Raw genomic sequence first — 23,013 nt, 5'->3', positions numbered from 1 at the left:
CAAAATCACCGCTCCACCATGGGCATAAGGCTGACCTTGTGGAGATTCAGCTTGTGGCGGCGCTCAATGTTTGCCCGCACCGCTTCATCTTCGCACACGCCTGTCTTGATGTACTTGTCCAGAACGGCGTAGGTGAAGCCCAGGTTGTCCTCGTCCGTCTTGCCGCAGAGGCCGTCGGAGGGTGCCTTGTGCACCAGCTCCTGGGGCAGGCCCATGACTTCACCGATGGCAATGACCTCGTCTACTGTATAGGCGGCCAGCGGGGCCACGTCACCGGCGCTGTCGCCGTATTTGGTGCTGTAGCCCACATAGTCCTCGGAGCGGTTGCAGGTGTTGATGACACGGCCTCCTTCCGGCAGGCCCTGGGCTACGGCGTAAAGGGTAGCCATGCGCAGGCGGGGCGCAAGGTTCTGGCGCAGGGGGGCCGTGATGGTGAAGTCTGCACTATCCTCAGCCTGCAAGGCTTCCAGCATGGCCTGGAAGGGCCGGCCGATATTCACCACCCGGTACTTGATGCCAAGGTGGGCAGCGGCGGCTTTGGCATCGTCTATGTCCGGCTGCACCTCATTGGGCATCAGCACACCCACCACCCTGTCACGGCCCAGCGCCTTGACGCAAAGGGCAGCGGCCACCGTGGAATCCTTGCCTCCGGAGAGGCCCACTACGGCCTTGGCAGTGGGTCCGTTCTGGTCAAACCAGCTCTTGATAAAGTCTGCAATTTTCTGCGCATCTATTTTTGCTTCAAAAGAAGGATAATTTATTTTGTTCATAAGAAACACTCCTTTTCTTCAATCATCATTGGCCAGCCTGTAATCAATGGCCCGCTGCAAGTAGTCCACATACTCCTGACTCTTGCACATGCCCTTGCCGGGGGTGTCGGAAATCTTGGCCACGTGCTGGCCGTTGCACCTGGTCACTTTCATGACGATGTTCAGCGGCTCCACATAGGTGTCGTTGGAGATATAGGTGCCGATGCCGAAGGCCACCCTGGCCTTACCTTCAAAGTAGTGGGCAATCTTATCGGCCTTCTCGAAATTCAGGGAGTCGGAAAACAGCAGGGTCTTGGTTCTCTGGTCAATGCCCAGGCGGGTGTAATGGTCAATCATCTTGTCCCCCCAGACAAAGGGGTCGCCGGAGTCATGCCGCACGCCGCTGAACAGGGTGGCCAGGGTCTTGTCAAAGTCCCGCAGGAAGCAGTCGGTGGTGATGGTGTCGGTGAGGGCAATGCCGTTGTCCACGCCGTATTCCTTCACCCAGGCTTCCAACGCAACCTTGTTGGAGTAGGCGGGATTGTAAAGGTGGTTGCCCTGCCCCATGCACATGATCCACTCGTGGGCCATGGTGCCCACGGGCTTCACGCCGTATTTTTTGGCCAGGTACACATTGGAAGTGCCCACAAAGGTGGAGCGCAAGACATCGAAATTGTCCAGGCTGGAAAACCGCTTGATGGCGTACTCCTGCACCTCTGCGCAAAGGCGCCTGCGCAGGCCGAACTCGGAGAACACAGGCAGCCAGTACTGGCCCATTTGTAGCATTTCTGCCTTGGCTTCGGTGCGGCGCTTGGCATCTGCCACCAGTTTGTCGTAGTCCTCCCGGAAGCGGTAGTAAACCTCATTCACGATGGCCAAAGTGGGAATCTCGTACATGGAGGTGTCAAGGAGAGTGCCCTCCGCCTCAATCATCAGCCCCTTCTCCCCGCCGGCCTCAATCCTGAAGTCGGCAAAATTGGGCCGCCAAAGGCGCAGATGGTTGATATATGACTTTTTCAGCCACTTGATGCCGGAGAGATAGGATAGCTCCTCCTCCGTGAAGCGCAGGGTGCAGAAGGCCTTGACCTGCTCCCTGATTTCCTCCACCATTTCCGGGGTGAAGCGGACATTCTCATTCCTGCACTTGAAAGTCCAGGTGGTTTCATACTCGCTGGCCTGATGGAAGATGGCCTGGCCCATGCTGAATTTGTAAAGGTCTGTTTCCAAAAGTGAATTGATGATCTGCTTGAACTTCATTGCCTGCCCCTCCTTGCTTCCTGTCTGAGTTTTTCTTGCTTACAGCTTGCGCCAGGGCTCGCTGCCCTGATTCACTACTTCCACCTGAATAGCCTTCATGGCGGAAAGAGCCGTGTCATGGGACTCCGGTGTCACGCCCGCGCAGCAGGCGGCATCCACTTTGATGTGAGCATTGGGCAAAGCCGCCTTGGCTATCACCGCATTGGACAGCACGCAGATATCCGTGCAAAGCCCCACCAATTCCACATTTTCGGGAGGGAAGGCCAGTTCCTTGAGGAAGGTGCCCATTTCCAGAGAGCCAAAGGTGAACTTGTCAAAGCTGCGGGATTTCTGGGGGTAGGGAATCTTTTCGCTGACCTGCCAGCCCTCAGTGCGCTCTATGCAGTGAGGCACGGGCAGGTTCTTCCCTTCCTCCGTGGTCATGTAATCCTCGCCATGAGTGTCGCGGGTGAAGAGCACCAGCGTGCCCTCCTCCTCGGCGGCCTTCACCTTCTCCGCCACCTTGTCCACGATGGTCACGGCCTCTTGGGAGCCTAAGGCCCCGTCAATAAAGTCATTCTGCATGTCCACCACAATGAGTACTTTCTTAGCCTTCATCGTAATCCTTCCTTTCCAGATAGCAATACAAAGCGGTCTTGGGCTTGCCGGAGGCATCGTACTTGCCTATCTCCTTCACCCGATGCCTGTCCACCAGGCTGCGCAGGAACATCTTGCGGAAGTTGGAGCGGTCCAGCTTCTGAAAGAGAATGGCTTCGTGAATCTTCATCAGTTCGTAGATTTCAAACCTTGACTTATCCTGAAGCAGGGCAAAGGCATCGTCTGTATAGCTGAGCCTGCCCTGCAGCCGCTTGATGGCGGTGCTGATGAGGAAAGCATGGTCAAAGGCCAGATGCTTCATGGTGATGGAACAGTCGCTGGTAACAAAGTAGGTGGAAAGCTCCCCATGCTCGTCATAGCCCCGGCGTACCTTGAACAGCCGGGCCTCCTTGGCATCGTCTCCGGCAGCGATATCCTTCAGCAATCCTCTGGGCACCAAAGCTGTATAAACCACGCTCACCACATGGGTGCGGGGGTCCCTGTCCGGCGCCCCCACGGTGATGAGCTGCCGCAGTTCAATGCCATCGCTCACCTTCACTCCCGTTTCCTCAAAAAGCTCCCGGGCCGCCGCTTCATCCACGGACTCCTTGCCCGCCTCCAGGAAGCCCCCGGGGATGGCCCAGTAATCCTTGTAGGGATGTCCTCCCCGCTTGATAAGCAGGACGTTGAGCTCATTGTCCTCGTCCATGGTGAAAATCACCACATCTGCCGTCACTGACGGCCTTTCGTATTTGGAAGGGTCATAGTTCTTCAGGAACTCTTGCTCCTCCTGACTTCTTTCCTCTGGCATAACTATCCATCCCCCATCCTGGTCTTTAACTCTTATGTAGTATTTAGTACCACTTATACTGTAGTATATAATACCACTTATGTCAAGCAAAATCTTGCTCCTTTGCATACATATATCCCTCGTCCAGGCAGATGCCGCAGATTTCATCGTACAACCAAAGTCACACCGCGCTTTTCACTATGGTCAACCGGACACGAATGCAAGGAAGGCCTTATCCTCTTTTCCTGGCACCACAAAAGAGCCGCCTCTTGACTCACATCAACAGGCGGCTCCCTTCTATATATACGTATAAGGTGCTCTTTACCGCGGCAATCTTAAATCGTCATACGGTTAACAAATAAAACTCTCAAGGGTAAAAATCCTAATCACTCGAAATCAGCTGCAATATTCATCTGCTTCCTGACTACTCGCCACCCAGGATAGTACCTGTCCATCCTCGCCTTGAACTCCGGGCCGTGATTGGCCTCCCAGAGATGAGTAAGCTCATGTATGGCTACATATCTGAAAACCTCCGGGGACTGCTTGGCCAGGTGTATGGACAGCCAAATGCGGCGGGCACGCACATTGCAAGTGCCCCAGCGGGTATGCATATCCCGGAAGCGCCACTCCGCTGCTGTCTTCCCCACTAAGGATTCCAACCGGCTTTTCTCTGATGCCACCACTCTTTCAAGCTGGCGGCGGTACCAGTCATTGAGGACCTGCCTCCTTTGATCCCTGGTGGCATATCCCGGCACCAGGAGCAACACCTTGCCATCCTTGCAGGTGACCCTGGCTCTGTTACCTGCCACTTCTCTCACCACCAGTTCATAAGGCTTTCCCCAGACAGGTATCTTTTCCCCTGTCACATACTGGCGCTTGACTGATGCCCTGGCATTTTCCCTGATGAGCTGCTGCCTGGATAGCAGCCATTCCCTGCGGCTATCCAGTACTTCCTCTATTTCCTTCCTGCTATACCCCTTCGGCACCGACAGGAGTATGCGCCCTTCAGGCGGCAGCACTTTCAAGTAAACATTCTTGATGGCCTTTTTCTGCACCGTCACTACCTGCCCGCCCCAAGGCATTATGTTTTCCTCTATCATGTATTTTCCCATCTTCCACACTCTTCACGCCTTAAACACACTGCTTCTATGGGGCTGTAGAGCCCTGTGCAGCAAAAGCCCCAGCATACCGCAGGATATTGCTTCCCCTATGCCTACCGTTGCCATCATCAGTGGTATAGGCAAAGGTACTTCATAGGCATAACGCAGTACGAACGGGATTATCACCATATTGGCTGCAATCGGTGGAATTATAGCTATCACAGGCCTCCTGCTGCGCAGCAGCCTGGTCCCCACTGCTCCAATCAGCGTAGCTGCCGTGCCGAATACCACATCAGGCATTGGTGCCCCGCCTATGATGTTGCCCAGGAGACATCCGATAACCAGTCCCGGCACCGCTGCTACCGTATATACCGGCAGTATGGTCAGCGCCTCAGCTATCCTGACCTGTATCTCGCTGAATGAGATGGGTGCAAACACAATGATCAGTACAACATAGGTGGCTGCAATAATGGCAGCCTGTGCCATAAATCTTGTGGATATCTTTTGCGTCATTGATTTCACTACTTCCTTATCTTACCAACAGTTTGATTGCGCTCATCTTCCAATCTTTACTAACTCCTTGTATCCGTCCATAAAATCAGCTATGCTTTGTACATAAACTTCTTGACAGAGAGGACGCGGTCCAATGCAGATTCAACCTAAAAACAATCACCTGCAGCAGCTTGCCAATGCTGCCAACACACTTACCCGGTTTCTCGGCACCCGTGACCTGCCTAAACTTACTCACAATACTTTGCAAAGCAAATATGGCTTTGACCATGTAGATGTACTGATTCTCTTCGGCGGCACCATCCCCTTCGGCTGTGACGTGGCTGCCGCCACATGGAAGCGTGGTCTGGCCCGCCATCTGATGATAGTTGGCGGCATTGGCCATACTACCCAATCACTCCGGGACAAATTCAAGGCCAGATTCCCTGATATGGACACTGAGGACAAGCCGGAAGCAGAAATGATAGCCGACTACCTGGCCCAGGAGCATGGCATCCACGATATCCTTCTGGAAACAAAGTCTACCAACTGCGGCAACAATGTCACTTATGCCCTGGCCAGGCTCAGAGAAGCAGCCATACCAGCAAAATCCCTCCTCATCATGCAAGATCCCTCCATGCAGCGCCGCATGGCTGCAGTTTTTGCCAAGGAACTGCAGGGACAGGATACCCTCATCATAAACTATGCTCCCTATCGTCCCTACCTTACAGCAAAAAACGGCACGCTCCGTTTCATCCGCCCATATTGGGGCCTCTGGGATATAAGACATTATGTGACCCTGCTTCTTGGAGATATATCCAGGCTCAGGGATGATGAGAACGGCTACGGCCCCAAGGGCAAAGGCTTCATCACTCATGTAGATATTCCACCAGAAGTCGAAACAGCCTTCTGCCTTCTAAACTCCAGTCAGCTTGGCACCGTCCGCACTGCCAATCCGGCTTTCAGCAGCTAAAGCATTGCCCTAAATAATTCTACATATATTCTTCACCATCACCAATGAAAAATTCCTTAAGAATACCGTTTTAAAATACGTCTTACCGAAACTATATACGACCTGCCAAATAAATTCAAATGATTCAGCAGGTGGTACAAATTGTATATCTCCCGCCTGTCCGCATAACCTGGTTCTCTGGGGACCACTTCATGGTAAGCTTCATAAAAGGCCGAAGCAAAGCCGCCAAAGAGTTGCGTCATGGCTAAATCTGCTTCATGATGCCCAACATAAACTGCCGGGTCTATAAGCATTGGCTCCCCTTGGCTGTCCACCATCACATTGCCGCTCCAAAGATCACCATGCAGCAAAGAGGGAAACTCAGGCTCTATCAGGAAATCTTCAAGATGGTCAAGTATTCTCCGGCAACGCCGCTTATCCTCCTTATCAAAATAATGGTCTGCCATTTTCATCTGTGTGGCCAGCCTGTTTCCCCGGAAAAATTCTATCCAGCCAGCCTTGGGCTTATTGATTTGCCTGGTGGCACCTATGTAGTTGTCCTTGTTCAATCCATACCCATTACCGCCAGTAAACTTACTGGTATCTGCCCTATGCATGCTGCCCAACATATGACCCAGGCTGACCCAATAATCTGACTTGCGGGATGCACTTCTCACATAGGATAGCAAAAGATAGCCCGTACCATCAGTGAGCTTCCCAACTGCCAGCACTTCAGGTACGTTGGCACCACTTTCCTTCATACACTTCAGCCCATATGCTTCCGCCGGAAAGAAATTCTCCTCTGCTCTGGCATTCAGCTTCAGGAACACCTCTTCTCCACCAGTCAGCAAAAGATGATAAGCTTCATTGATATCACCGCCGGAAACCGGCTCTGACCACTCCACACTCGCATCCTGGCCAAAAGATTCCTGCACGGCCTCATTCAAGCTGCTATGCATTTTCCAATCTCCCTCATTTCCGTATCATTGCTAGGAGGAACTATCATGCTCCACATCGGCTGTCATCTTTCTTCTGCCAAAGGTTATCTTGCCATGGGCAAAGATGCCGTTAACATCAAGGCCGACACATTTGCTTTTTTCACCCGCAAACCACCACAGTCTTTTGAAAGACCGTAAGAAATTTGTTCCGCACGTTAATCTGGTACGTAAAGGAGAACCCACGGACACCATGGAGAAAATGCAAATGAACCTGCCTGTCTCCAACATGGAAGTATCCGAAATATCACTAATGCGTTCTGACCGAGGAAAGAACGGCATGATCTACACCCCAATAGGCATCATCGAAGCAGATAAATAGCACCTACTCGTGAAGTTCCAAAGGCAGTCCATCCGGGTCATGGAAGAATGTCATTTTCTCCCCAGTAAAGGTATCTTGCCGAATGGGTTCTGTCTCAATGCCTAAAGCATTAAGTTCCCTTACCGTATCCTCTACAGAATCCACCCGAAAGGCCAGATGCCTTAGTCCATATGCTTCCTTCCCTGGCCAGCCTGGACGCTGGGGGCAGTCTGCCTTGATAAATAGCTCAAGCTCTACGTCCTGAAGCCGCAGGTCAATTTTCCAATCCTGCTGTGCTTCACGGTGATTCTCGCGGATTACCTCAAAACCAAGTACATCTACATAGAAGTGCTTGCTGCGCTCATAGTCGCTGCCGATGATTGCTACATGATGAATATGACTCAAATCCATAACTGTTACCACCTCAAATCAGGATACCGACACAGTGTCCAGTCTCATGCTGGATTATCTGGGCTGTAAAGCCGGAAAACTTCTGCCACTGCTTTCTGAACTCCAAATTCCAGTACTTAATTTTAACAGAACATATATTCTGTAATTGCCAAAATTATGCTATACTTTATCCAAGCAGAAGAAAGGAGAGCAACCAAAAATGCCCTATGCAGATATTATACACCACCCCCGGCCAATTTCCACCAGACACTTCCCTATGTCCATGGAAAAACGCGCAGCCCAGTTCAATCCCTTTGCAGCCCTGTCAGGCTACGAGGCACTGGCTACCGAAACCGCTCGTCTCACCACTGCTAAGACCCACCTCGGCGAAGATGAAAAAGAGCACCTGAACACCATCATGCAGCAGCTTCTGCGCTTATCTCCTCACCCCCATGTGTCCGTGGAATACTTTGTGCAGGACTCCCACAAGGAAGGCGGAACCTATCATATACTAAGCGGCACCATCAAAAAGGTAGATACGACTTTCAAAAAACTTATCTTCAGCGACAAGACAGAACTGGACCTGGACAGCATACGCAGTATCAGCAGCCCCTTGCTTCCCAAAGATATACTCTACGAATAATTTTTTCTTTTTGACCTATTGACTTTTTGACCTTTAGGAGTATAATAATAATTGCCAGAGGGAAAGGACCTCAGGATAAAGGGTTCAGCCCCCTGAAGACAAAGTTTTTATTCCATGAAAGGAGATTGAGCAACCATGTTTGGTCTGGTTCCATTTGCAACAGGTAATGAGCTTATGAAGGAAGAAGGACGTTTGTTCAATCGCCTGCTGGATGCCTTTGATACCCCCTTCACCAGTGCAATGAGCACATCTGGCTTCAAAGTCGATGTCAAGGACAACGGCACGGCCTATGAACTTACCGCCGACCTTCCCGGCTTCAAAAAGGAGGATATTTCTCTCGGCTACGAGAACAACTATCTTACCCTCTCTGCAAAGAGGGAGGAAAACAATGATGAGCAGGATAGCGAAGGCAACTACATCCGCCGTGAGCGCAACTACGGCCAGATGTCCCGTTCCTTCTACATCAGCGGCATTGACAAAACCAAGACCACTGCTGATTTCAAGGATGGTGTGCTGAAAGTCCAGCTCCCCAAACTCCAGGAACAGGTTCCTACCTCCCATCAGATTCCCATCAGTTGATAATCACGCTTTCCCTTTTTTCCAAATATAAATCCCTAACACCATTAACGGCAAAAGCCGCCAGCCTTGATTGGACTGGCGGTTTTTGCCGTTAGTATACTAAATCGAATTAAATAGCAACATTATCACCGTTCCATAGACCCGGCCTTGATGTATGCTACCTTACCGTCCTTGGCGGCAAAGGTCAGGTAAATCATATGGTCAGAAGCAGGGAAATACGTGTAATAGTCAAAGCCCGGCATATGATGAGATTTATGTTTCACTGGATTTACAGAGCCATCACCGTAAATCTTAGTCACCTCGTCAATGCTCATGCCCACTGTAATGCCAGCAGGAGTAGCCCAACCATTATTTCCTTCTACCAGAATGGATTTAACGGCATTTCCATCTGCGGTGGGAATGATCTTGACCGTGTCTCCATACCCCAGGGCATTCTTATCATAATGAGTAGTGGTTCCCTTCAAGGGGCCGTAAATATTCCTGACCTCATCCATGGACATCCCAGGCTGTACATAGCCTACGCTCACATCACTTGCAGTCATCCATGCCGTTTCTCCTGCTGAAACGACATTCCCTCCAGCAAACATCATGGCTCCTGCCAATACACCAGCAAGCATTTTTTTCATAAAGCTATTCCTCCCCTAACAACTCAAGGAAACCGAATCCCTAACTTGCCCCGTGAAGTACCATTGTCCGTTATTCTCCATTCAATGCACGATTTCCTTTTGAAGCTCTATGAAAAAGGCTGACCTCAAACAGCCAGCCTTCCAAAATAATATTTACTTCCCCATCTCCATCTTCCTCTCCTGCCCCTTTCCTCCTTCAATTCCCTGCAGCAAGCTTTCCTTCGGCGAGAGCTTTTTCTTTTGGGCTTCTTTAGCCGCAGCCTTGATGAGATCCTTCTGCTCCTTCTTTGTTGCCTCCCTGGCCGCCCGGTTTGCCTGCTCCTCCATGGTCAGATTCTGACCAGCATGCTTCCCAGCGTCCCTGGCTGTACTGGCAGACTTCTCGCCGCCAGCACTCTTCGACTTGCTCGCACCGTACACTTTCACCGGCAGCAAATCATTTTTGAATCCCGGATTCGTCCTAGCTATATTGGCTATCTTTACGGGCCTTAGTCCGTCCTTCTCCATGATTTTCACCATGCCAGCCATCACGGCTTCCTTGGTTTCAGCACCTAAATCCTGCAAGGCTGCTTTTTCATAGTACCTGTACCAATCCCTGTTCAAAGCATGGCTATTGGGCTTTTCTGCCAGTACCCTGTCCCTTCGCTCCTCATACCCTGGGATATCTACTTTTTCATCGTTCATCAGGGCCCTTATCTCCGGTGACTCTGCCCCTCCCTTCAGTTTAATGGCACAGGAAAGTACTGCATATATTTCCATATCCTCTCTGGCTGCCTTATGCAGCCCCAGGGCATCGCCCGTAAGTCTGCCACATCCCTCCTCAAAGGCAATTTCCGCCAACATTTTATCTCCATAGGATAGCTTCAGGTGCTGTTGCTCCACTACCTTCCTATCAATAAATCCCCAGTCCTTCACCAATCTGGCAGCTTCCAGATCTTGCTGCTTAAGCTTTGCCAGCTCATCAATGGCCGAGATGCCCCAGTACTTCATTTTCGTTGGAGCATGCCCTTCCATAATTGGCCCGGTATTCGTCACCTCCAGCTTGAGCTTCCCCAGCATGTTTATGAAAGCTACTTGGTCATCCACATCCAAGGCCATATGCACAGGCAGTTTTTTATCTGCCATGGACTGCAGTGGCCTGGCAGATTCAAAGGCTACCTCATCATTTTTTATCCCCGTCCCTTCCCTGAACAAATGGTAGTCCCCTGCCTTTTCAGCTACCTGCAAATCCTCCATCCCTTCCCTTTCCTTGGAGGAAAGGATATAGACTGATGGCATGCGCCTGAAATCTTCCTTCTTGGCCACATACAGATATGTATTAGCCTTTTGGGCATTAAGCGCCTGAACCTCCGGGTGCATTTCAAGATACAGATTTTCTTCTGCCCGCATCTTCTGCATTTCACGGCTGCAAAACTCATTGGCTTCCTGGCAATTCTCCACTATGTGTTCGTCCGTAAGCCCCTGGTTCTTTCTAAGTAGATTCTGCCTGAGTTCCGGTATTTCTATAAGAGCCGTCCTGTACGTGTTGAAGTGCCGCTCAAGGCCACGCGCCAGACTTGTATCGTTGCAGAAATTCAGTTTTCCCAGAGTCCTGACCTTGTACTCAGTCTCGTGATACTTGCCATAGGAAATGGCCATCTTCACTTTATTGTAGCCCATAAAGCCCCGCAACTTATCGTTAAACACCTTTTTGTCCAGGGCATTGAAAGCAGCCAGAAATTTATAAGCTTCTTCCCCATTCAGGTGGATGCCGTCCTTGTAGACCTCGTCCTTTTCATTGCGTATAGGTGTCTCGCTCCAGGCAAAATCCACGTATAGATCCTGAAACAGGCCCTCCTTTGCTGCTTCCTGGGGCCTGGGCTCAAACTCCTTGCCTCGTACGGCTTCTGTCACCGCTTGTTCCTGCCTTTGTATCTTTTCCTGGATGCTTTCCATCTTGTCGTAGAGGTTTTGAGCCCTTTTGACGGCAGCGAAAATGATTTTTGTGTTGTACTCCAGTTTCTTCAGCTGGGCCTCCGTATACAGAGGGTGCTTCTCATAATCGTAGCTTAGGTAGTTTGTCTTGAGGAAAAGATGTGCCGTCATAGGAGCAGAAAACTCATCTTCCCCTCGTTCTTTGGCATATTGCTTCACAGCAGCAAATATTTGCTCACTGCCAGCTTTCCAGGAAATATCTATGCCATTATCCTTCAGGATACCTATGGCCTGACGAAAGTCCTCCGGCCTGTCTCCCTTGATTTGCAATGGCTCATATGGGTAATTTTTAAAATCCTGCACATTGTAAAATTTCCACAGCTCCGGCACAGCTTTGCCATCTTCTCCCCTGCGGTAGACCTCCAGCATAGCTGCCCTGGCTGCAGGCTTAAGCGTCCAACCATTCTTTCTGGCTGTCTCCTGCCACACCCACCTGGGATCACTATACCTGTGCTCATCATCCTGCATGGTAACCAGCCGCAGGTAATTGGCTCTGGACAGTGGATATTCCTGTCCATGCTTGGCCCCACCATTGTATGGGCGACCATAAATACCCGGTGGCTCCAGATTGCCATACTTCCTGAGCCGTTCCACGATCTTGGGATTCAGCCTGTCCCGTGTGTCAAAGATATCACGGTAGGTTGCCATTTTCTGCCACCTCTCCAGACTTTGCTTCTGTCACTGATTTCTCTATCCTGTCAGCCTCTCCCAGCAGACGCTCGTTTTCCTCATAGTCGAAGCCCATTTCCTCGGCTGCTTACTTCATGAGATAAGCCTCGTCCAAATACTTTTTCTGCTTCATATCATGCTCCTTTGGCCAACCCCTTGAAGGGAGATTTCTCCAATTCTTTCAGAAGCTTCTCCTTGGGGGCAATGGACGTGTTCCTGCCTCCTGCAAGCTCCGCGTTGCACATCGTCTTGTCGCGCTCCCAGGCAGGTATCAACTCATAGTCAGCCACCTGTTTGTCTGTAAGCTTGCCCCTGTAGTAGATAGCCCCGTACCTGCCTCCAAAATCATCTTCATCGAAGCGGATGAACCCCTTGGGTACCGCCCCGGGACTTACAGGCCTCATGTCCATGTAATACTTGTATTCCTCAGTTTCTTCGGCTACAGCCTGAACTTGAGCCTTGCTCTCTTTGTAATCCAGAGCCTTTCCCTTCTCCAGCATGTGCTCCTTGATATATGTCACAGCTTTTTCAGCCTGCTCCGCAGCTTTATATAACTCATCCGGGTTATCTTTCAACACAGACACCCAGTTCTGGAGATAGGCAGCATGGTTCTCATAGTGTGACTCATCAAATTTGATGTCGTAATCCTGAGCCAGAAACATGGATGTCATTTCTGCCACCAGTTCCTCTTTAGCATAAGAGACGCTGCCAAAACCTTCGCCCTTTGTCAGACATTCCCGGTTGAGCCTTGACTCCGCCCCGGTGCTATGGGCGATCTCATGGGGCACTGTGGCATAGTACCCAGACATTGTTTTGAAATCTTCACCTCTCATGACATGTATTTCATCTCTTACAGGGTTGTAGTAGTTACTGTCCACCTGGTCATTATAGATAACTGCCTCACTGCCAGAGATTATCGCCTCCATTTTGACCTGGCGGTCAGATTCGCTTATAGTTGCTCGATGCTCCGGTTCCAAGCCATCGGCCTGTTCAGCATTGAACACAGGGTACCCTTTCACTATGGGTGTGTCCAGATGCTTCATCTTGGGCATCTTCCTGCCATTCTTATCCAAAAGGAAATTTCCCCTGTCATCCTTCTGATATACGGTTTCCCATTTCCCGGTCTTGGGGTTCTTATGTTTTACAGGCTTATCCCAAACCCAGACTTCTACCATGGTTGCCTTCTCACCCTTACGAACCTGACCACCTGCAGCCGCTATGGCATTATACGTACCCCAGCGGCTATCTTTATAGCCCTTGACGATTGAAACAAATGACAAGATGAATTTATTCTTTCCATGATAGAGTTTGGTTTCTCTGCCATTCACCCTCTGAGAATCAATGTTTCTGGGAGAGTGCCCGAGGTGCTCCGAATCCCAGAAAAACACCTTTCCCTCCTCCATGTCCTTGATAACCCTATCCACCAGTTCCTTATGGGCTTCTTTCAGCTTGTCACTCTGCCAGGTCATATGCCGTCATCTCCTTCTCCATATCCCCATCCAGCAAGCTATCCAGTTCGTCTTTTGTGAGCCAGTCAAGTTCCGGGCAATAGTGCCCATACAAATCCTCATCCAGCCCCTCCGGCAATGCCAAATGTCCGTGCCTCATAAGATATCTCCCCCTTCGCCTCTAATGCAGCTAAATTATTCCTGATTCTTATCTAATTTCAGTTTACTTTCTCCAGCCCCGATAAAATAACACAGAATTGCAAGAGCATTGCTCCCAGACCCATTACAGAGAGATTACAAAGACCACCAGAGCCTGTGATTACAGGTTCTTTTTTTGCCTTGCCATGATACCACCTCGCTCATTCCGGGCAAGGAAAGCTACGCCACCCTGCGGGCGTCCTTGCCCTTCATTCTCTACGGTGGTATTTCATGTCCGTCAAAAAAAGAAAATTGGCAGGGGGGCTGGCAAGGGCCTCCAGAAAGGAGCACATCATGGACATTGACACTGGCTATGAGTTTTACCATTGCAATCTGATGAAAAGTACTAATTCCATACTGGGAAGCTACAGTGAGGAGGTATACTCAGATACCCAGGCGGGACGGGAAGCCCTGCTGGGACACATCATGGAAGAGTATCGACTTGGTGGCGTAGAAATCGAGCCTGACGACCTTGGCAAAGTAAGAGACCGCATACTCTTTGAAGACCCAATATCTGCCAACAATCTGATGGAATACGGTATCATTCTTGAACGCGCCATCTACTGAGGAGGAAAACACCATGAACAAAGTCACCCTGATTGGCAATCTGGCCCGTGATATCTCCTTCAATATCTATGAAAAGGACGGTGGCAAGAAATCCATTGTTATAGCCTCCTCCGTCCTGGCTGTTGACAAGCCACGCTCAAAGAAGAGGCCTGGCCAGAAGCCCACTGCCAACTTCATCCCTATCGCTGGCTTCAGTCAGCTGGCTATCACCATGGCAGACCATCTCGCCAAAGGTTCGCGCATTGGCATCACCGGCAAACTTAAACCCAAACGCTGGACTGACAAGAATGGCCACCGCCGTTTCGATATGGAGGTCATTGTGGACAGGATGGATTTTCTCACACCCAAGAAAAAGGATTGAAACACATAGGAATGCGAGATAACCGCATAATTCTCGCTACCCAAGAAGCCAGAGGAGGTTAATTTCATGACGGTTACGGAGTTGACCCACGAACAAATGCTTGAACTGAAACAGAACTACCTCACTGAGCATATGGCTGAGATCGAGGACAGAACCCCTTCATATGAGGAATTGGCCAGGGCAGATGATATTGTTCCCAATTGGCTTATCTTTGATATTTATGAGAGCACCGAATTCAGTTCTGATGATTTTTTCTGCACAGGAGGAGACAACAATGAAGAAGAGCACTATTTTTAACAGCTGGGACTACCTTGAAAATCCTGAGGAAGGCATGGAAATCTGGGAGTGCGAGAGAAATCTGCTCACAGACTTCTTCAAAAACAACGCCGTTGACGGGCAGGTTATCATGCAGGGAACCATAGGACGCTGGGACGGCAAGTACCCTGCTGGCAAGACCGGCATCTTCAATCTCCTGCTCTCCCAGCTCATTCAGTACGCCGATGACGTTGAAATCTACGATGAAGGAGGCCACCTTTTCATCCGTACCACTGACCATGACGGCTCCAGCCTCTTTGAAGTGAAGATACTGACGGAAAAAACCCTAGACTCCCTGGAGAACTACAGGTATGACGAGGGACGCTGGAGGAACCTCAGCGAACGGGAGGTTCACGATAAGCTGATGCAGGATAGCCACTACGCAAGGCTCCCACACTATGCCAAATGGCTAGAGACGAAAGCTGCATAACGCCTGAATTGACAAGCGGCGGAGGGAAAATTCCCTCCGCCTAAAACTGCGCCACGATATTACAAATCATTACATAAGCATTGCTATTATTTTCAGCTGACTTTATAATAGTATTTAGGAAAACGTGTTCTAATAGGAGGTATCCACCATGAGGGACAAGCTGCACACAGAAGAACTCTACCTGCCTACTGACCCGGATATCATGCGGGAGCAGGAACGCTGCCTGGAATTACAATACGATTACAACAACACCCGCCCCTCAGAAGGCACGAAACGTGCAGAGCTTCTGAGCAAGATGTTTGCAGAAATCGGCGATGGCTGTTATATAGAGCCTCCCCTCCACGCCAACTGGGGCGGCCACCATGTGCATTTTGGCAAGAATGTCTACGCCAACTTCAATCTGACTATGGTAGATGACACCCACATCTACGTGGGTGACAATACTCTGTTCGGTCCAAACGTGGTACTGGCAACGGGGGGACATCCATTGCTGCCGGAGCTGAGGGCTAAGGGGTATCAGTTCAACGCCCCCATACGCATTGGCAAAAATTGCTGGCTGGGTGCCGGAGTCATGGTCATGCCCGGCATAACCATTGGCAATAATACTGTTGTTGGTGCAGGGAGCGTCGTGACCAAGGATCTGCCCTCCGGCGTTCTGGCCGTGGGCAACCCCTGCCGGGTACTGCGCACGATTGGCGAACATGAGCGTCAGTATTATTTCAGGGACAAGAAAATCCCCACGGAACTTCTGTAAATTTTGTCTGGTGTAAATCTTTTGTCTGGTCTCTTGCCACTCCCCCCAACTTCCGATACAATTAACCCAACGGATTTTAGGATATTACCTTCGCTATCACAGAAAGGACGCTTTACATGACCATAAGCATCAGCACTGCCAGACAGTATTGGCAGGCACAGCCTGTCCCTCCTCACAATGATTTGAAACAGAAGCTGATTCTGGAAAAGAGCCATTATGAGCAGGACATTGCCAGCCTCACCTCTTCAGATGACCCAGCCGACCTTGGAAAACTCTATCAGGATTACCAGAAGCTTTCCCAGGCAGAAGTAAAGCTGGCCCAGATAAACTCTCAGCCTGATAGGCCTCAGACCTATCAGAAGCCACAGACACCGCCTCCCACAGATGAGGAAATGAACCTTCGCTTTGGCAGTGCTTATAATGTGGACATTTCAAGCCTGCAAACAAGCAAGACCATGACCTCCGCTACCCCGGAACTGGAAGCTCCTTCCCACCTCTAAGAGCACATAAACAAAGAGACTTTGAAGTCCAACGCCTATCGCACAAGCATTGGCACACTCCAAAGTCTCTTTTCTTTTGCCCGCATTAACAATCTATGCCAAATTTCTCTTTCCTGTAATTTCCTGAAGTGCAATCCTGCCAATCCTCAAGTGAACAAGGCCCCGGCATCTATCCAACGGATAGTCATTGTAGCCATAATGGTCATTGATAAGCCGCAGACACCGCTTAATCTCATCCAGCTCCGTCAGGAACTCACATCGACCTTGACCAACTATGCTCTCGTAACGGGTAGTTATCCCCTGTTCCGTCTGCTCCACCTTATAGAAGATATCTCCCTCCACGCATACCTCCGGGTGTTTTTCCAGCAGATCAATCTTCAGGCCCTGCTTTGCGCAGTGGAAATAGACCACGGGCACCTCATCCATAACTTCCACCCCGAATGAAACCGGGACAACATAGGGATGGATTTCTCCCTGTATGCCAATGCGTATGGTATCGCATCGGGTGAGAATATCCACAATATCCTTCAGATTGGTAACTTCACGCTCTTTACGCCGCATCTAAACCATCCCCCATTACTTAATCCTCTTCTCAAAGCGGAACATCCCCTCCGGGAACTGGTCACTGATAGCATCATCCTCATCATGGGGATCTGGGTGATGGCTATTATAAAATTCCACAATATGAAAACCACAACGGTTCACATAGAAGTGGATATTCCGCTTTTCAAAGTATGGCGTAACCGTCTGCCAGACCTTGACCTGAGGAAACTTTTTCTCTACCTCGCACCAGGCAGCATAGCCTAATCCCTTGCTATGCACAGATGGGGATACGAACAGCAGCTCAAGCTCTCCCTGCTCTCCTTCCACTGACACTACCAGCCCACCTACTGGCTGCCCATCCAGCATGATACGAAAGGCCAATCCTCCATCTATGGATTTTTCTATGGTCTCACGGGAAATAATCTCCCCATCCTCTTCAAAGTGATTGTCGCGTAAACCGAACTCCTCCATAGCCCCATACCTAAAAGCTTCCTGATTGTCCCGTATGAATTGCTCCCTGTCGCTCTCCTGCAGGGGGATCAATCTTACATCGCCCATTGCTTCCTCTCCCCTATTTTCTGCTGTACCCATTTGCTCTTTGTTCGATTATACTCCCGTCAGACAAGTTAACACAACAAATCCATCTCCTAAGTGCCACCAACAAGTCCTCTTTCTTTTGAGCAGCATCCGCGTTATAATTAGGCAATGACCATCATTCCATCAAAAGTGAGGCTTTTCTTATGTCATCTACACTCCCTGTCTGGAGGAAGAACCTTTATATCTGCTGTGCTGCCACTTTCATCGTGTCCATCGGTATGAGCCAGATGGCCCCTATTTTGCCACTATACATCGCTGAACTTGGTATCGAGGCTCCGGCTGACATTGCTCGCTGGGCTGGCATCATCTTTGGCTGCAATTTCATCAGCCTTGCCATCTTTTCCCCCATCTGGGGAAGACTATCTGACAGGGTAGGTCGCAAGCCCATGATCCTGCGAGCCTCTGGCTGGCTCGGACTCATCATGATTGGCATGGGCTTCGCACAAAGCGTATGGCATCTGGTTATTCTGCGTCTACTACAAGGATGTCTCAGTGGTTTTCAGGCAGCCGTCATCCCCCTGCTGGCCCAGGAAACTCCAAAAGAACACTCCGGCTGGGCCATGGGGATGTTTTTCACTTCCCAAGTGTCTGGCGGTCTCATGGGGCCAATATTCGGAGGCTGGCTCAGTGAGATAATAGGATTTCGCAATTCCTTCCTACTCATAGGCTGCTGCTGTCTGCTCGGCTTCATAGCTCTAACCCAGGTACGGGAAACCAAGCATCCGGCTCCATCTAAGACAGCTACAGAACCACAACCTTCTTTCTGGCAGCTTGATCAGCATAATGCCATCATTGGTGTCTTTGTTACCACTATCCTGCTGCATTTCTCTCTCTCATGCGTATCCCCGATTCTCACCGTTTATGTTCAGGAGATTGCTGGCAATATCGACCATATCGCACTAATATCAGGAGCCGTATTCTCTGCTTCCGGCTTTGCCAGCATGCTTTTCGCCTCTAGGCTTGGCAATCTAGCTGACCACATCGGCTCAGAGCGCATCTTATTTGCCTGCCTTCTGCTATCCGGCCTTGCTTACATCCCCCAAGGATTCGTAACAGCCCCATGGCAACTTGGCCTTCTGCGCTTTTTCAATGGCATAGCCATTGCCGGACTTATGCCCTCTACCAACAATCTTATACGCCAGCTTTCACCGGCCCCACTCATGGGGCGCATCTTCGGAATTAACCAATCTGCCCAGTTCATCGGCATGTTCACCGGTGCTTTCTTCGGTGGCCAGCTTGTGGCCCTTTTAGGCATACGCAACCTTTTCCTGATAGTTGCCTCCCTCCTTATCCTTAACGCCTGTTGGTGTCGCCTGAGAATCTTCAGAACTACCCCATGATATATCGTAAAACCTTTCCCCTGTAAGAAAATAGCAGGACTGTCAATGTGCAGCCCTGCTATTTTTATGGACAGATATTATCATTTTGGGTGGTGATTGCAACTTCGCCTTGGGTAAAGAATGCGCTTAATCAAAATACACACACCGATACGTGATATTCTTGGGATTGACCAGCGAAACACTCATGAGTTTCTTTCCTTGTTTCATGTCGTAAACCGACATGCATTCGTTGCCTTTTGTCTGCCAGCCCCAGCCTATAACAAATAAGTCATTCGGCAAATGCCTAACAGAGCCGCAGGCATAGGAAAATTTATCCGGGAAAGAATAGCTGCGGACTGCCTGAAGTTTACGCTGGGGAACGTCCAGGCTATAGGACTGGACGCGGGTCAGCTTGCCACGGTTATTATTGTCGAAAGCCGTCAGATAGTTTCCATCTACTGCTACATAATGCTGACAGGAAGTTTTCTGTTCTTCGGCTAACCCAAATTCATCCCCACGTCCGGACAGCTTCCAGAGAATCTGGTTTTCACGCTTGTGTCTGTCCAGACAAATTATGCTGCTCAAATGCCGAAATGAACAAATAAGGTTTCCATCTTTATCGAGCTGCATCGCATTGAAATGGACATAGTCCGGCACATTGGTCTTTTCATTCCCAAAATCTGCTGCCGTTTCATTTGCATCCGTTACGGTAAGACCATAGATCTCCGGATAATCGATGCTCTTCCAGTCCCAGACCACTTTCCCATGATCCACCTCCTGCAAATAAGAATATACCACCTGACTTCCCTCCGGATATCCAGGTACGTTGTAAACCTTATCGTGTATATACCCCGAAAGGATATAATGATCCGGGGTAATCATCAGGAAATCATGACCATCCAGCGGAGCTCCCTTTTGGGTTACCGCCGATTCTTCAAAGCGAATTCTCTTGAGCTCCTTGAACTTGTCATCCAGGATAACCCGCTCACCTGGGGCATAGCCCTGCATCCCATAGTTATTATCTTTTCCTGTCTCATCGTGATAGCTATAATAAGTTTTCCCATTGACCTTGTGTTTTTTGAAATCCCACCAGCCAGTATTCCGCCCCTCCTGGGGCTGCTCTTCATGCTTAGACCAGACTACCTTCCCTTTCCCATCCAGCAGGACAAGGTTCCGGCTGTAAACGAAGGAGAGGTAAAAATTGCCAGGCAGATTTGTCTCCCCCTGAACCGTAACCGGCAAGTGGTTTGCTTCCGCCTGATTGTCATTAGCTGGCGTTACACAGGAGCCAACACCACCTTGAACCGTCAGTGTCAAGGCTATTGTGCCAGCTATCAGTGCTTTTCTTAACCAATTCATGAAAACCACTCCTTTTGCGAAAAGAGACTTGTTATTTCACAGCCTCTTCACTTATTCAAATAGCCACACCATCTATATGCGCACTTCTTATTCCATCACTTCAACTGCCCACAGAAGAAATCTGCCACAGACTTAGCTGCTCCCTTGGTATCCTTGGAGAACCCGTGATCTTCTCCCTCCACCAGCTTCACCTTCCCGTTGAAGTATATCCTCTGATACCTCAAGCTGTAAGTGTAGGGAACCACAATATCCCCGGTACCGTGAATCATAAAAGCTGGCCCCTGATACTGCGATGCTGTCTCGTATATGGGCAGATTCCTGGCTGTCCGTACATAATCAGCTCCGAGTTTCAGGCCCTTGAAAATATCAATGGTAGCAGGTGGATTCAGCGAATCATAGTGCTTATCAAAGATTTGGCCACGGATAGCATCCTCCCTCAGCACTGCTGCCGGTGCCATGAGAGCTATACTCTTCACCTTGGCCGTCCCCAGTATACCGGCAGTCATGCTGGTAACTACGCCTCCCTGGGAATGACCAGCCATAGATACAGAAGTCACACCGGGCAGTTTGCTGGCATACTCGTATACATGCTTAGCATCCTCAATCTCATTAGGTACCGTCATGTCCTGAAAACGCCCTTCACTCCTGCCATGACCGTTGAAATCAAAGCGAAGAGAGGCAATTCCATTTTTCTCCAGGTCATCAGCCAGAGTAGTCAATAAAGCCTCATCTTTGTTGCCAGTGAAGCCATGCATTATAATAACCAGAGGATACTCATTCTTCCCCTCTGGCGTCTGGAGTGTAGCAGAGAGCTTGCCATGGTCACCATCTATGATTATATCCTTACTCTGAGCCATTCCCGTACTTCCTGCACAACCCATAATCCCCATTGCTACCAGCCCGGTCAAAAGTATTCTCTGAAGCATGAATTTTTTCATACTGCGTTTCCTCATGTCATAAGTATATCTGCTATTTTCTATGATATACCCTGGTTCTTTTTTATTTCAACCATCCGACCTACCCCTGCTTACTTTACAATAGATCCTCGGAAACCAATATTATTTTTGATTGTAGGACTCTACTATGTGGAAGCCGCAATGGTTCACATAGAAATGGATATTTATCCCTCCCCTCACCCTTTGTTCTACTGTTTATTCAACCAAGATCCTATATTCCCCTGCAAATATCCATTGACAGATTCCAAGATAATATGATATATTTTTAACAAATGTTATATATATATAACATTTGTTAAAAATAACGCACATAGAGGAGGTAATAACCATGAGAAGACCTGCCATTAACATCGACCAACATAATCTCCTTGTTTACATCGGCGTAGGCGCAGGATGGTTTCTGGCCGGACTTCTGGAGCTAATAGACGGTGGCATAGCCCTGAAAGCTTTTCAAATAATCCTTTTCCTAGCTATAGTCATCATCCTGCTTTATACCGCCATTGGAAAAAACGAAGAACATGATGAAATGACTTTCGCCTATTACAAGGAAGCCCTTGCCGCAGGATTCCATTCCATTACCATAACTTGCTTACTGTTTACAATAGTAGACGCCTTGTTAGACTATACCATACCTTTTCATTTTGCCGGATACATTATGCTAGGCATAGGCTACTTCTCCGCTGGCTGGAAATTCCGCCAGCTCGAAAGAGACGGTGAGTAAGCATGGCCGAGCTTATTACCAGAATCCATGAGCTTCGCCGTGAACAAAAAATGTCCCAAAGCGAATTGGCCGAGGCAGTTGGCATCCGCCGTGAGACATTAAGCCACCTGGAGAACGGCAAGTATAACCCTTCCCTCAAGCTTGCCATGGACATAGCCAAAGTCTTTGGCAAGCGCGTTGAGGATGTATTTGAATTTATTGAAGATGAGGACGACGACGATGATGAATGATACTTCTAACGCTCTGAGTCTATCCCAGATTTTGTGTAAACCTCCCAAGTGATGTAAAATGAGAACATCACTTGGGAGGTATTCTTATGAGCAGAAAATCACGCACCCCAGAAGAGCAGGCTCGCCGGGAGAAGATTCGGGCACTGTTGCAAGAAAGCAACGTCACCAGCATGGAGGACATCCAGAACTTGTTCAAGGAAACCATAGCTGAGTTCATGGAGAATGGCCTTGAGGCAGAGCTGGATGGCTCCCTGGGCTACGGTAAATATGACTACAAGAACAAGGAGACGGACAACAGCCGTAACGGTCACAGCCACAAGAATCTCCGCACCAGCTTTGGCGATGTTGAGATTTCAGTCCCCCGTGATCGTAAAGGCGAATTTGAGCCGCAGCTCGTCAAGAAGAACCAGACCAGCATCAGCCAGGACATTGAGGATAAGATAGTTTCCATGTATGCCAAGGGCATGTCTACCAACGATATAGAAAGCCACATTCAGGATATCTATGGCCTTTCTGTTTCAGATACGACCATCAGCCGCATAACGGACAAGGTGCTTCCTCTCGCCAGGGAATGGCAGCAGCGGCCTCTGGAAAGCCTGTATGCCGTGGTATTTATGGATGCTAT

The 23,013-nt window shown here is 49.5% G+C and carries 32 protein-coding genes; 15 read left to right on the top strand and 17 right to left on the bottom strand.

Annotated features, from left to right (window positions below):
* Positions 1-5 precede the first annotated feature (5 nt).
* The 6 genes from nadE to BLW59_RS00120 form a co-directional block, all read right to left on the bottom strand.
* A complete protein-coding gene (gene nadE, locus BLW59_RS00145; protein ID WP_074695211.1) occupies positions 6-770 on the bottom strand; it encodes an NAD(+) synthase in 765 nt (254 codons plus the stop codon).
* 18 nt (positions 771-788) lie between these two features.
* Entirely contained in the window at positions 789-2,006 is a 1,218-nt protein-coding gene (gene pncB / locus BLW59_RS00140) for a nicotinate phosphoribosyltransferase (protein ID WP_074695209.1), read from the bottom strand.
* A 39-nt stretch (positions 2,007-2,045) separates the two neighbouring features.
* Positions 2,046-2,603 carry a cysteine hydrolase family protein gene (locus BLW59_RS00135; protein ID WP_074695207.1) on the bottom strand — a complete coding sequence of 186 codons (558 nt, stop codon included), beginning with the start codon at positions 2,601-2,603 and terminating at the stop codon, positions 2,046-2,048.
* Positions 2,593-3,393: an NUDIX domain-containing protein gene (locus BLW59_RS00130; protein ID WP_074695205.1), complete on the bottom strand. Its 801-nt coding sequence runs from the start codon at positions 3,391-3,393 to the stop codon at positions 2,593-2,595. Before BLW59_RS00130 ends, BLW59_RS00135 begins: the two co-directional genes overlap by 11 nt.
* A gap of 365 nt (positions 3,394-3,758) precedes the next feature.
* Positions 3,759-4,484 carry a SprT family zinc-dependent metalloprotease gene (locus BLW59_RS00125; protein ID WP_081348308.1) on the bottom strand — a complete coding sequence of 242 codons (726 nt, stop codon included), beginning with the start codon at positions 4,482-4,484 and terminating at the stop codon, positions 3,759-3,761.
* Positions 4,485-4,496: 12 nt separating this feature from the next.
* Positions 4,497-4,985, bottom strand: coding sequence for a QueT transporter family protein (locus BLW59_RS00120; protein ID WP_029543848.1), 489 nt, complete (start codon positions 4,983-4,985; stop codon positions 4,497-4,499).
* A gap of 133 nt (positions 4,986-5,118) precedes the next feature.
* Here BLW59_RS00120 and BLW59_RS00115 point away from each other — a divergent pair, with 133 nt between their 5' ends.
* Positions 5,119-5,934, top strand: coding sequence for a YdcF family protein (locus BLW59_RS00115; RefSeq protein ID WP_074695203.1), 816 nt, complete (start codon positions 5,119-5,121; stop codon positions 5,932-5,934).
* A 56-nt stretch (positions 5,935-5,990) separates the two neighbouring features.
* On the opposite strand, the gene BLW59_RS00110 is transcribed toward BLW59_RS00115, so the two are convergent.
* Positions 5,991-6,872: a fructosamine kinase family protein gene (locus BLW59_RS00110; protein ID WP_074695201.1), complete on the bottom strand. Its 882-nt coding sequence runs from the start codon at positions 6,870-6,872 to the stop codon at positions 5,991-5,993.
* Positions 6,873-6,917: 45 nt separating this feature from the next.
* Between BLW59_RS00110 and BLW59_RS17240 the strand changes: the two genes are divergently transcribed.
* Both BLW59_RS17240 and BLW59_RS18060 read left to right on the top strand, forming a co-directional pair.
* Positions 6,918-7,049 carry a hypothetical protein gene (locus BLW59_RS17240; protein WP_318253564.1) on the top strand — a complete coding sequence of 44 codons (132 nt, stop codon included), beginning with the start codon at positions 6,918-6,920 and terminating at the stop codon, positions 7,047-7,049.
* Between the two features lie 52 nt (positions 7,050-7,101).
* A complete protein-coding gene (locus BLW59_RS18060) occupies positions 7,102-7,230 on the top strand; it encodes a hypothetical protein (protein WP_318253563.1) in 129 nt (42 codons plus the stop codon).
* Positions 7,231-7,233: 3 nt separating this feature from the next.
* Here the strand turns inward: BLW59_RS18060 and BLW59_RS00105 are convergent, their stop codons facing one another.
* Positions 7,234-7,620 (bottom strand): VOC family protein, encoded by a 387-nt coding sequence (locus BLW59_RS00105; protein ID WP_074695200.1) that lies wholly within the window; start codon positions 7,618-7,620, stop codon positions 7,234-7,236.
* A gap of 13 nt (positions 7,621-7,633) precedes the next feature.
* A complete protein-coding gene (locus BLW59_RS00100; protein ID WP_318258205.1) occupies positions 7,634-7,741 on the bottom strand; it encodes a peptide deformylase in 108 nt (35 codons plus the stop codon).
* Positions 7,742-7,819: 78 nt separating this feature from the next.
* Between BLW59_RS00100 and BLW59_RS00095 the strand changes: the two genes are divergently transcribed.
* Together BLW59_RS00095 and BLW59_RS00090 are read left to right on the top strand one after the other, a co-directional pair.
* The gene (locus tag BLW59_RS00095) at positions 7,820-8,242 is read left to right on the top strand and encodes a hypothetical protein (protein ID WP_074695197.1); all 423 of its coding nucleotides are present in this window, start codon (positions 7,820-7,822) and stop codon (positions 8,240-8,242) included.
* Positions 8,243-8,377: 135 nt separating this feature from the next.
* Positions 8,378-8,821, top strand: coding sequence for an Hsp20/alpha crystallin family protein (locus tag BLW59_RS00090; protein WP_074695196.1), 444 nt, complete (start codon positions 8,378-8,380; stop codon positions 8,819-8,821).
* A gap of 125 nt (positions 8,822-8,946) precedes the next feature.
* Here the strand turns inward: BLW59_RS00090 and BLW59_RS00085 are convergent, their stop codons facing one another.
* The 4 genes from BLW59_RS00085 to BLW59_RS17595 form a co-directional block, all read right to left on the bottom strand.
* Positions 8,947-9,447 (bottom strand): hypothetical protein, encoded by a 501-nt coding sequence (locus tag BLW59_RS00085; RefSeq protein ID WP_029543839.1) that lies wholly within the window; start codon positions 9,445-9,447, stop codon positions 8,947-8,949.
* A gap of 153 nt (positions 9,448-9,600) precedes the next feature.
* A complete protein-coding gene (locus tag BLW59_RS00080; protein ID WP_074695195.1) occupies positions 9,601-12,069 on the bottom strand; it encodes a hypothetical protein in 2,469 nt (822 codons plus the stop codon).
* A 155-nt stretch (positions 12,070-12,224) separates the two neighbouring features.
* The gene (locus BLW59_RS00075) at positions 12,225-13,559 is read right to left on the bottom strand and encodes a zincin-like metallopeptidase domain-containing protein (RefSeq protein ID WP_074695194.1); all 1,335 of its coding nucleotides are present in this window, start codon (positions 13,557-13,559) and stop codon (positions 12,225-12,227) included.
* Positions 13,543-13,698, bottom strand: a complete 156-nt coding sequence (locus BLW59_RS17595; protein ID WP_175463317.1) for a hypothetical protein — start codon at positions 13,696-13,698, stop codon at positions 13,543-13,545. The genes BLW59_RS00075 and BLW59_RS17595 overlap by 17 nt, the downstream gene beginning before the upstream one ends.
* Positions 13,699-14,030: 332 nt before the next feature.
* Between BLW59_RS17595 and BLW59_RS00070 the strand changes: the two genes are divergently transcribed.
* From BLW59_RS00070 to BLW59_RS00045, 6 genes are all read left to right on the top strand, one after another.
* Positions 14,031-14,303, top strand: a complete 273-nt coding sequence (locus BLW59_RS00070; protein ID WP_175463316.1) for a hypothetical protein — start codon at positions 14,031-14,033, stop codon at positions 14,301-14,303.
* 13 nt (positions 14,304-14,316) lie between these two features.
* Positions 14,317-14,664 carry a single-stranded DNA-binding protein gene (locus BLW59_RS00065; RefSeq protein ID WP_074695190.1) on the top strand — a complete coding sequence of 116 codons (348 nt, stop codon included), beginning with the start codon at positions 14,317-14,319 and terminating at the stop codon, positions 14,662-14,664.
* 66 nt (positions 14,665-14,730) lie between these two features.
* Complete coding sequence (locus BLW59_RS00060; protein WP_074695188.1) at positions 14,731-14,961, top strand: hypothetical protein; 231 nt, start codon at positions 14,731-14,733, stop codon at positions 14,959-14,961.
* Complete coding sequence (locus BLW59_RS00055; protein WP_074695186.1) at positions 14,939-15,409, top strand: hypothetical protein; 471 nt, start codon at positions 14,939-14,941, stop codon at positions 15,407-15,409. The genes BLW59_RS00060 and BLW59_RS00055 overlap by 23 nt, the downstream gene beginning before the upstream one ends.
* A 148-nt stretch (positions 15,410-15,557) precedes the next feature.
* The gene (locus BLW59_RS00050; RefSeq protein ID WP_074695184.1) at positions 15,558-16,163 is read left to right on the top strand and encodes a sugar O-acetyltransferase; all 606 of its coding nucleotides are present in this window, start codon (positions 15,558-15,560) and stop codon (positions 16,161-16,163) included.
* 116 nt (positions 16,164-16,279) lie between these two features.
* Positions 16,280-16,663 carry a hypothetical protein gene (locus tag BLW59_RS00045; RefSeq protein WP_074695182.1) on the top strand — a complete coding sequence of 128 codons (384 nt, stop codon included), beginning with the start codon at positions 16,280-16,282 and terminating at the stop codon, positions 16,661-16,663.
* Positions 16,664-16,756: 93 nt separating this feature from the next.
* Here the strand turns inward: BLW59_RS00045 and BLW59_RS00040 are convergent, their stop codons facing one another.
* Positions 16,757-17,224, bottom strand: coding sequence for a pyridoxamine 5'-phosphate oxidase family protein (locus tag BLW59_RS00040; RefSeq protein WP_074695180.1), 468 nt, complete (start codon positions 17,222-17,224; stop codon positions 16,757-16,759).
* 15 nt (positions 17,225-17,239) lie between these two features.
* Positions 17,240-17,764 (bottom strand): GNAT family N-acetyltransferase, encoded by a 525-nt coding sequence (locus BLW59_RS00035; RefSeq protein ID WP_074695178.1) that lies wholly within the window; start codon positions 17,762-17,764, stop codon positions 17,240-17,242.
* 182 nt (positions 17,765-17,946) lie between these two features.
* Between BLW59_RS00035 and BLW59_RS00030 the strand changes: the two genes are divergently transcribed.
* Positions 17,947-19,143: an MFS transporter gene (locus tag BLW59_RS00030; protein WP_074695176.1), complete on the top strand. Its 1,197-nt coding sequence runs from the start codon at positions 17,947-17,949 to the stop codon at positions 19,141-19,143.
* A gap of 126 nt (positions 19,144-19,269) precedes the next feature.
* Here the strand turns inward: BLW59_RS00030 and BLW59_RS00025 are convergent, their stop codons facing one another.
* Positions 19,270-20,481, bottom strand: coding sequence for an arylsulfotransferase family protein (locus tag BLW59_RS00025; RefSeq protein ID WP_081348307.1), 1,212 nt, complete (start codon positions 20,479-20,481; stop codon positions 19,270-19,272).
* 95 nt (positions 20,482-20,576) lie between these two features.
* Positions 20,577-21,338 carry an alpha/beta fold hydrolase gene (locus BLW59_RS00020; RefSeq protein ID WP_318258173.1) on the bottom strand — a complete coding sequence of 254 codons (762 nt, stop codon included), beginning with the start codon at positions 21,336-21,338 and terminating at the stop codon, positions 20,577-20,579.
* A 427-nt stretch (positions 21,339-21,765) separates the two neighbouring features.
* Between BLW59_RS00020 and BLW59_RS00015 the strand changes: the two genes are divergently transcribed.
* The 3 genes from BLW59_RS00015 to BLW59_RS00005 form a co-directional block, all read left to right on the top strand.
* Positions 21,766-22,158 (top strand): hypothetical protein, encoded by a 393-nt coding sequence (locus tag BLW59_RS00015; RefSeq protein WP_074695170.1) that lies wholly within the window; start codon positions 21,766-21,768, stop codon positions 22,156-22,158.
* A 2-nt stretch (positions 22,159-22,160) separates the two neighbouring features.
* Positions 22,161-22,388: a helix-turn-helix transcriptional regulator gene (locus BLW59_RS00010; protein WP_074695168.1), complete on the top strand. Its 228-nt coding sequence runs from the start codon at positions 22,161-22,163 to the stop codon at positions 22,386-22,388.
* 86 nt (positions 22,389-22,474) lie between these two features.
* On the top strand, positions 22,475-23,013 hold a 539-nt coding region (locus BLW59_RS00005; protein ID WP_175463315.1), incomplete at its 3' end, for a transposase.

The sequence above is a fragment of the Selenomonas sp. KH1T6 genome (genome assembly GCF_900108415.1).
In the GTDB taxonomy this organism is placed as follows: domain Bacteria; phylum Bacillota; class Negativicutes; order Selenomonadales; family Selenomonadaceae; genus Selenomonas_B; species Selenomonas_B ruminantium_A.
Note: the sequence above shows the minus strand (reverse complement) of the source record. Positions and strands in the feature narration are given on the sequence as shown.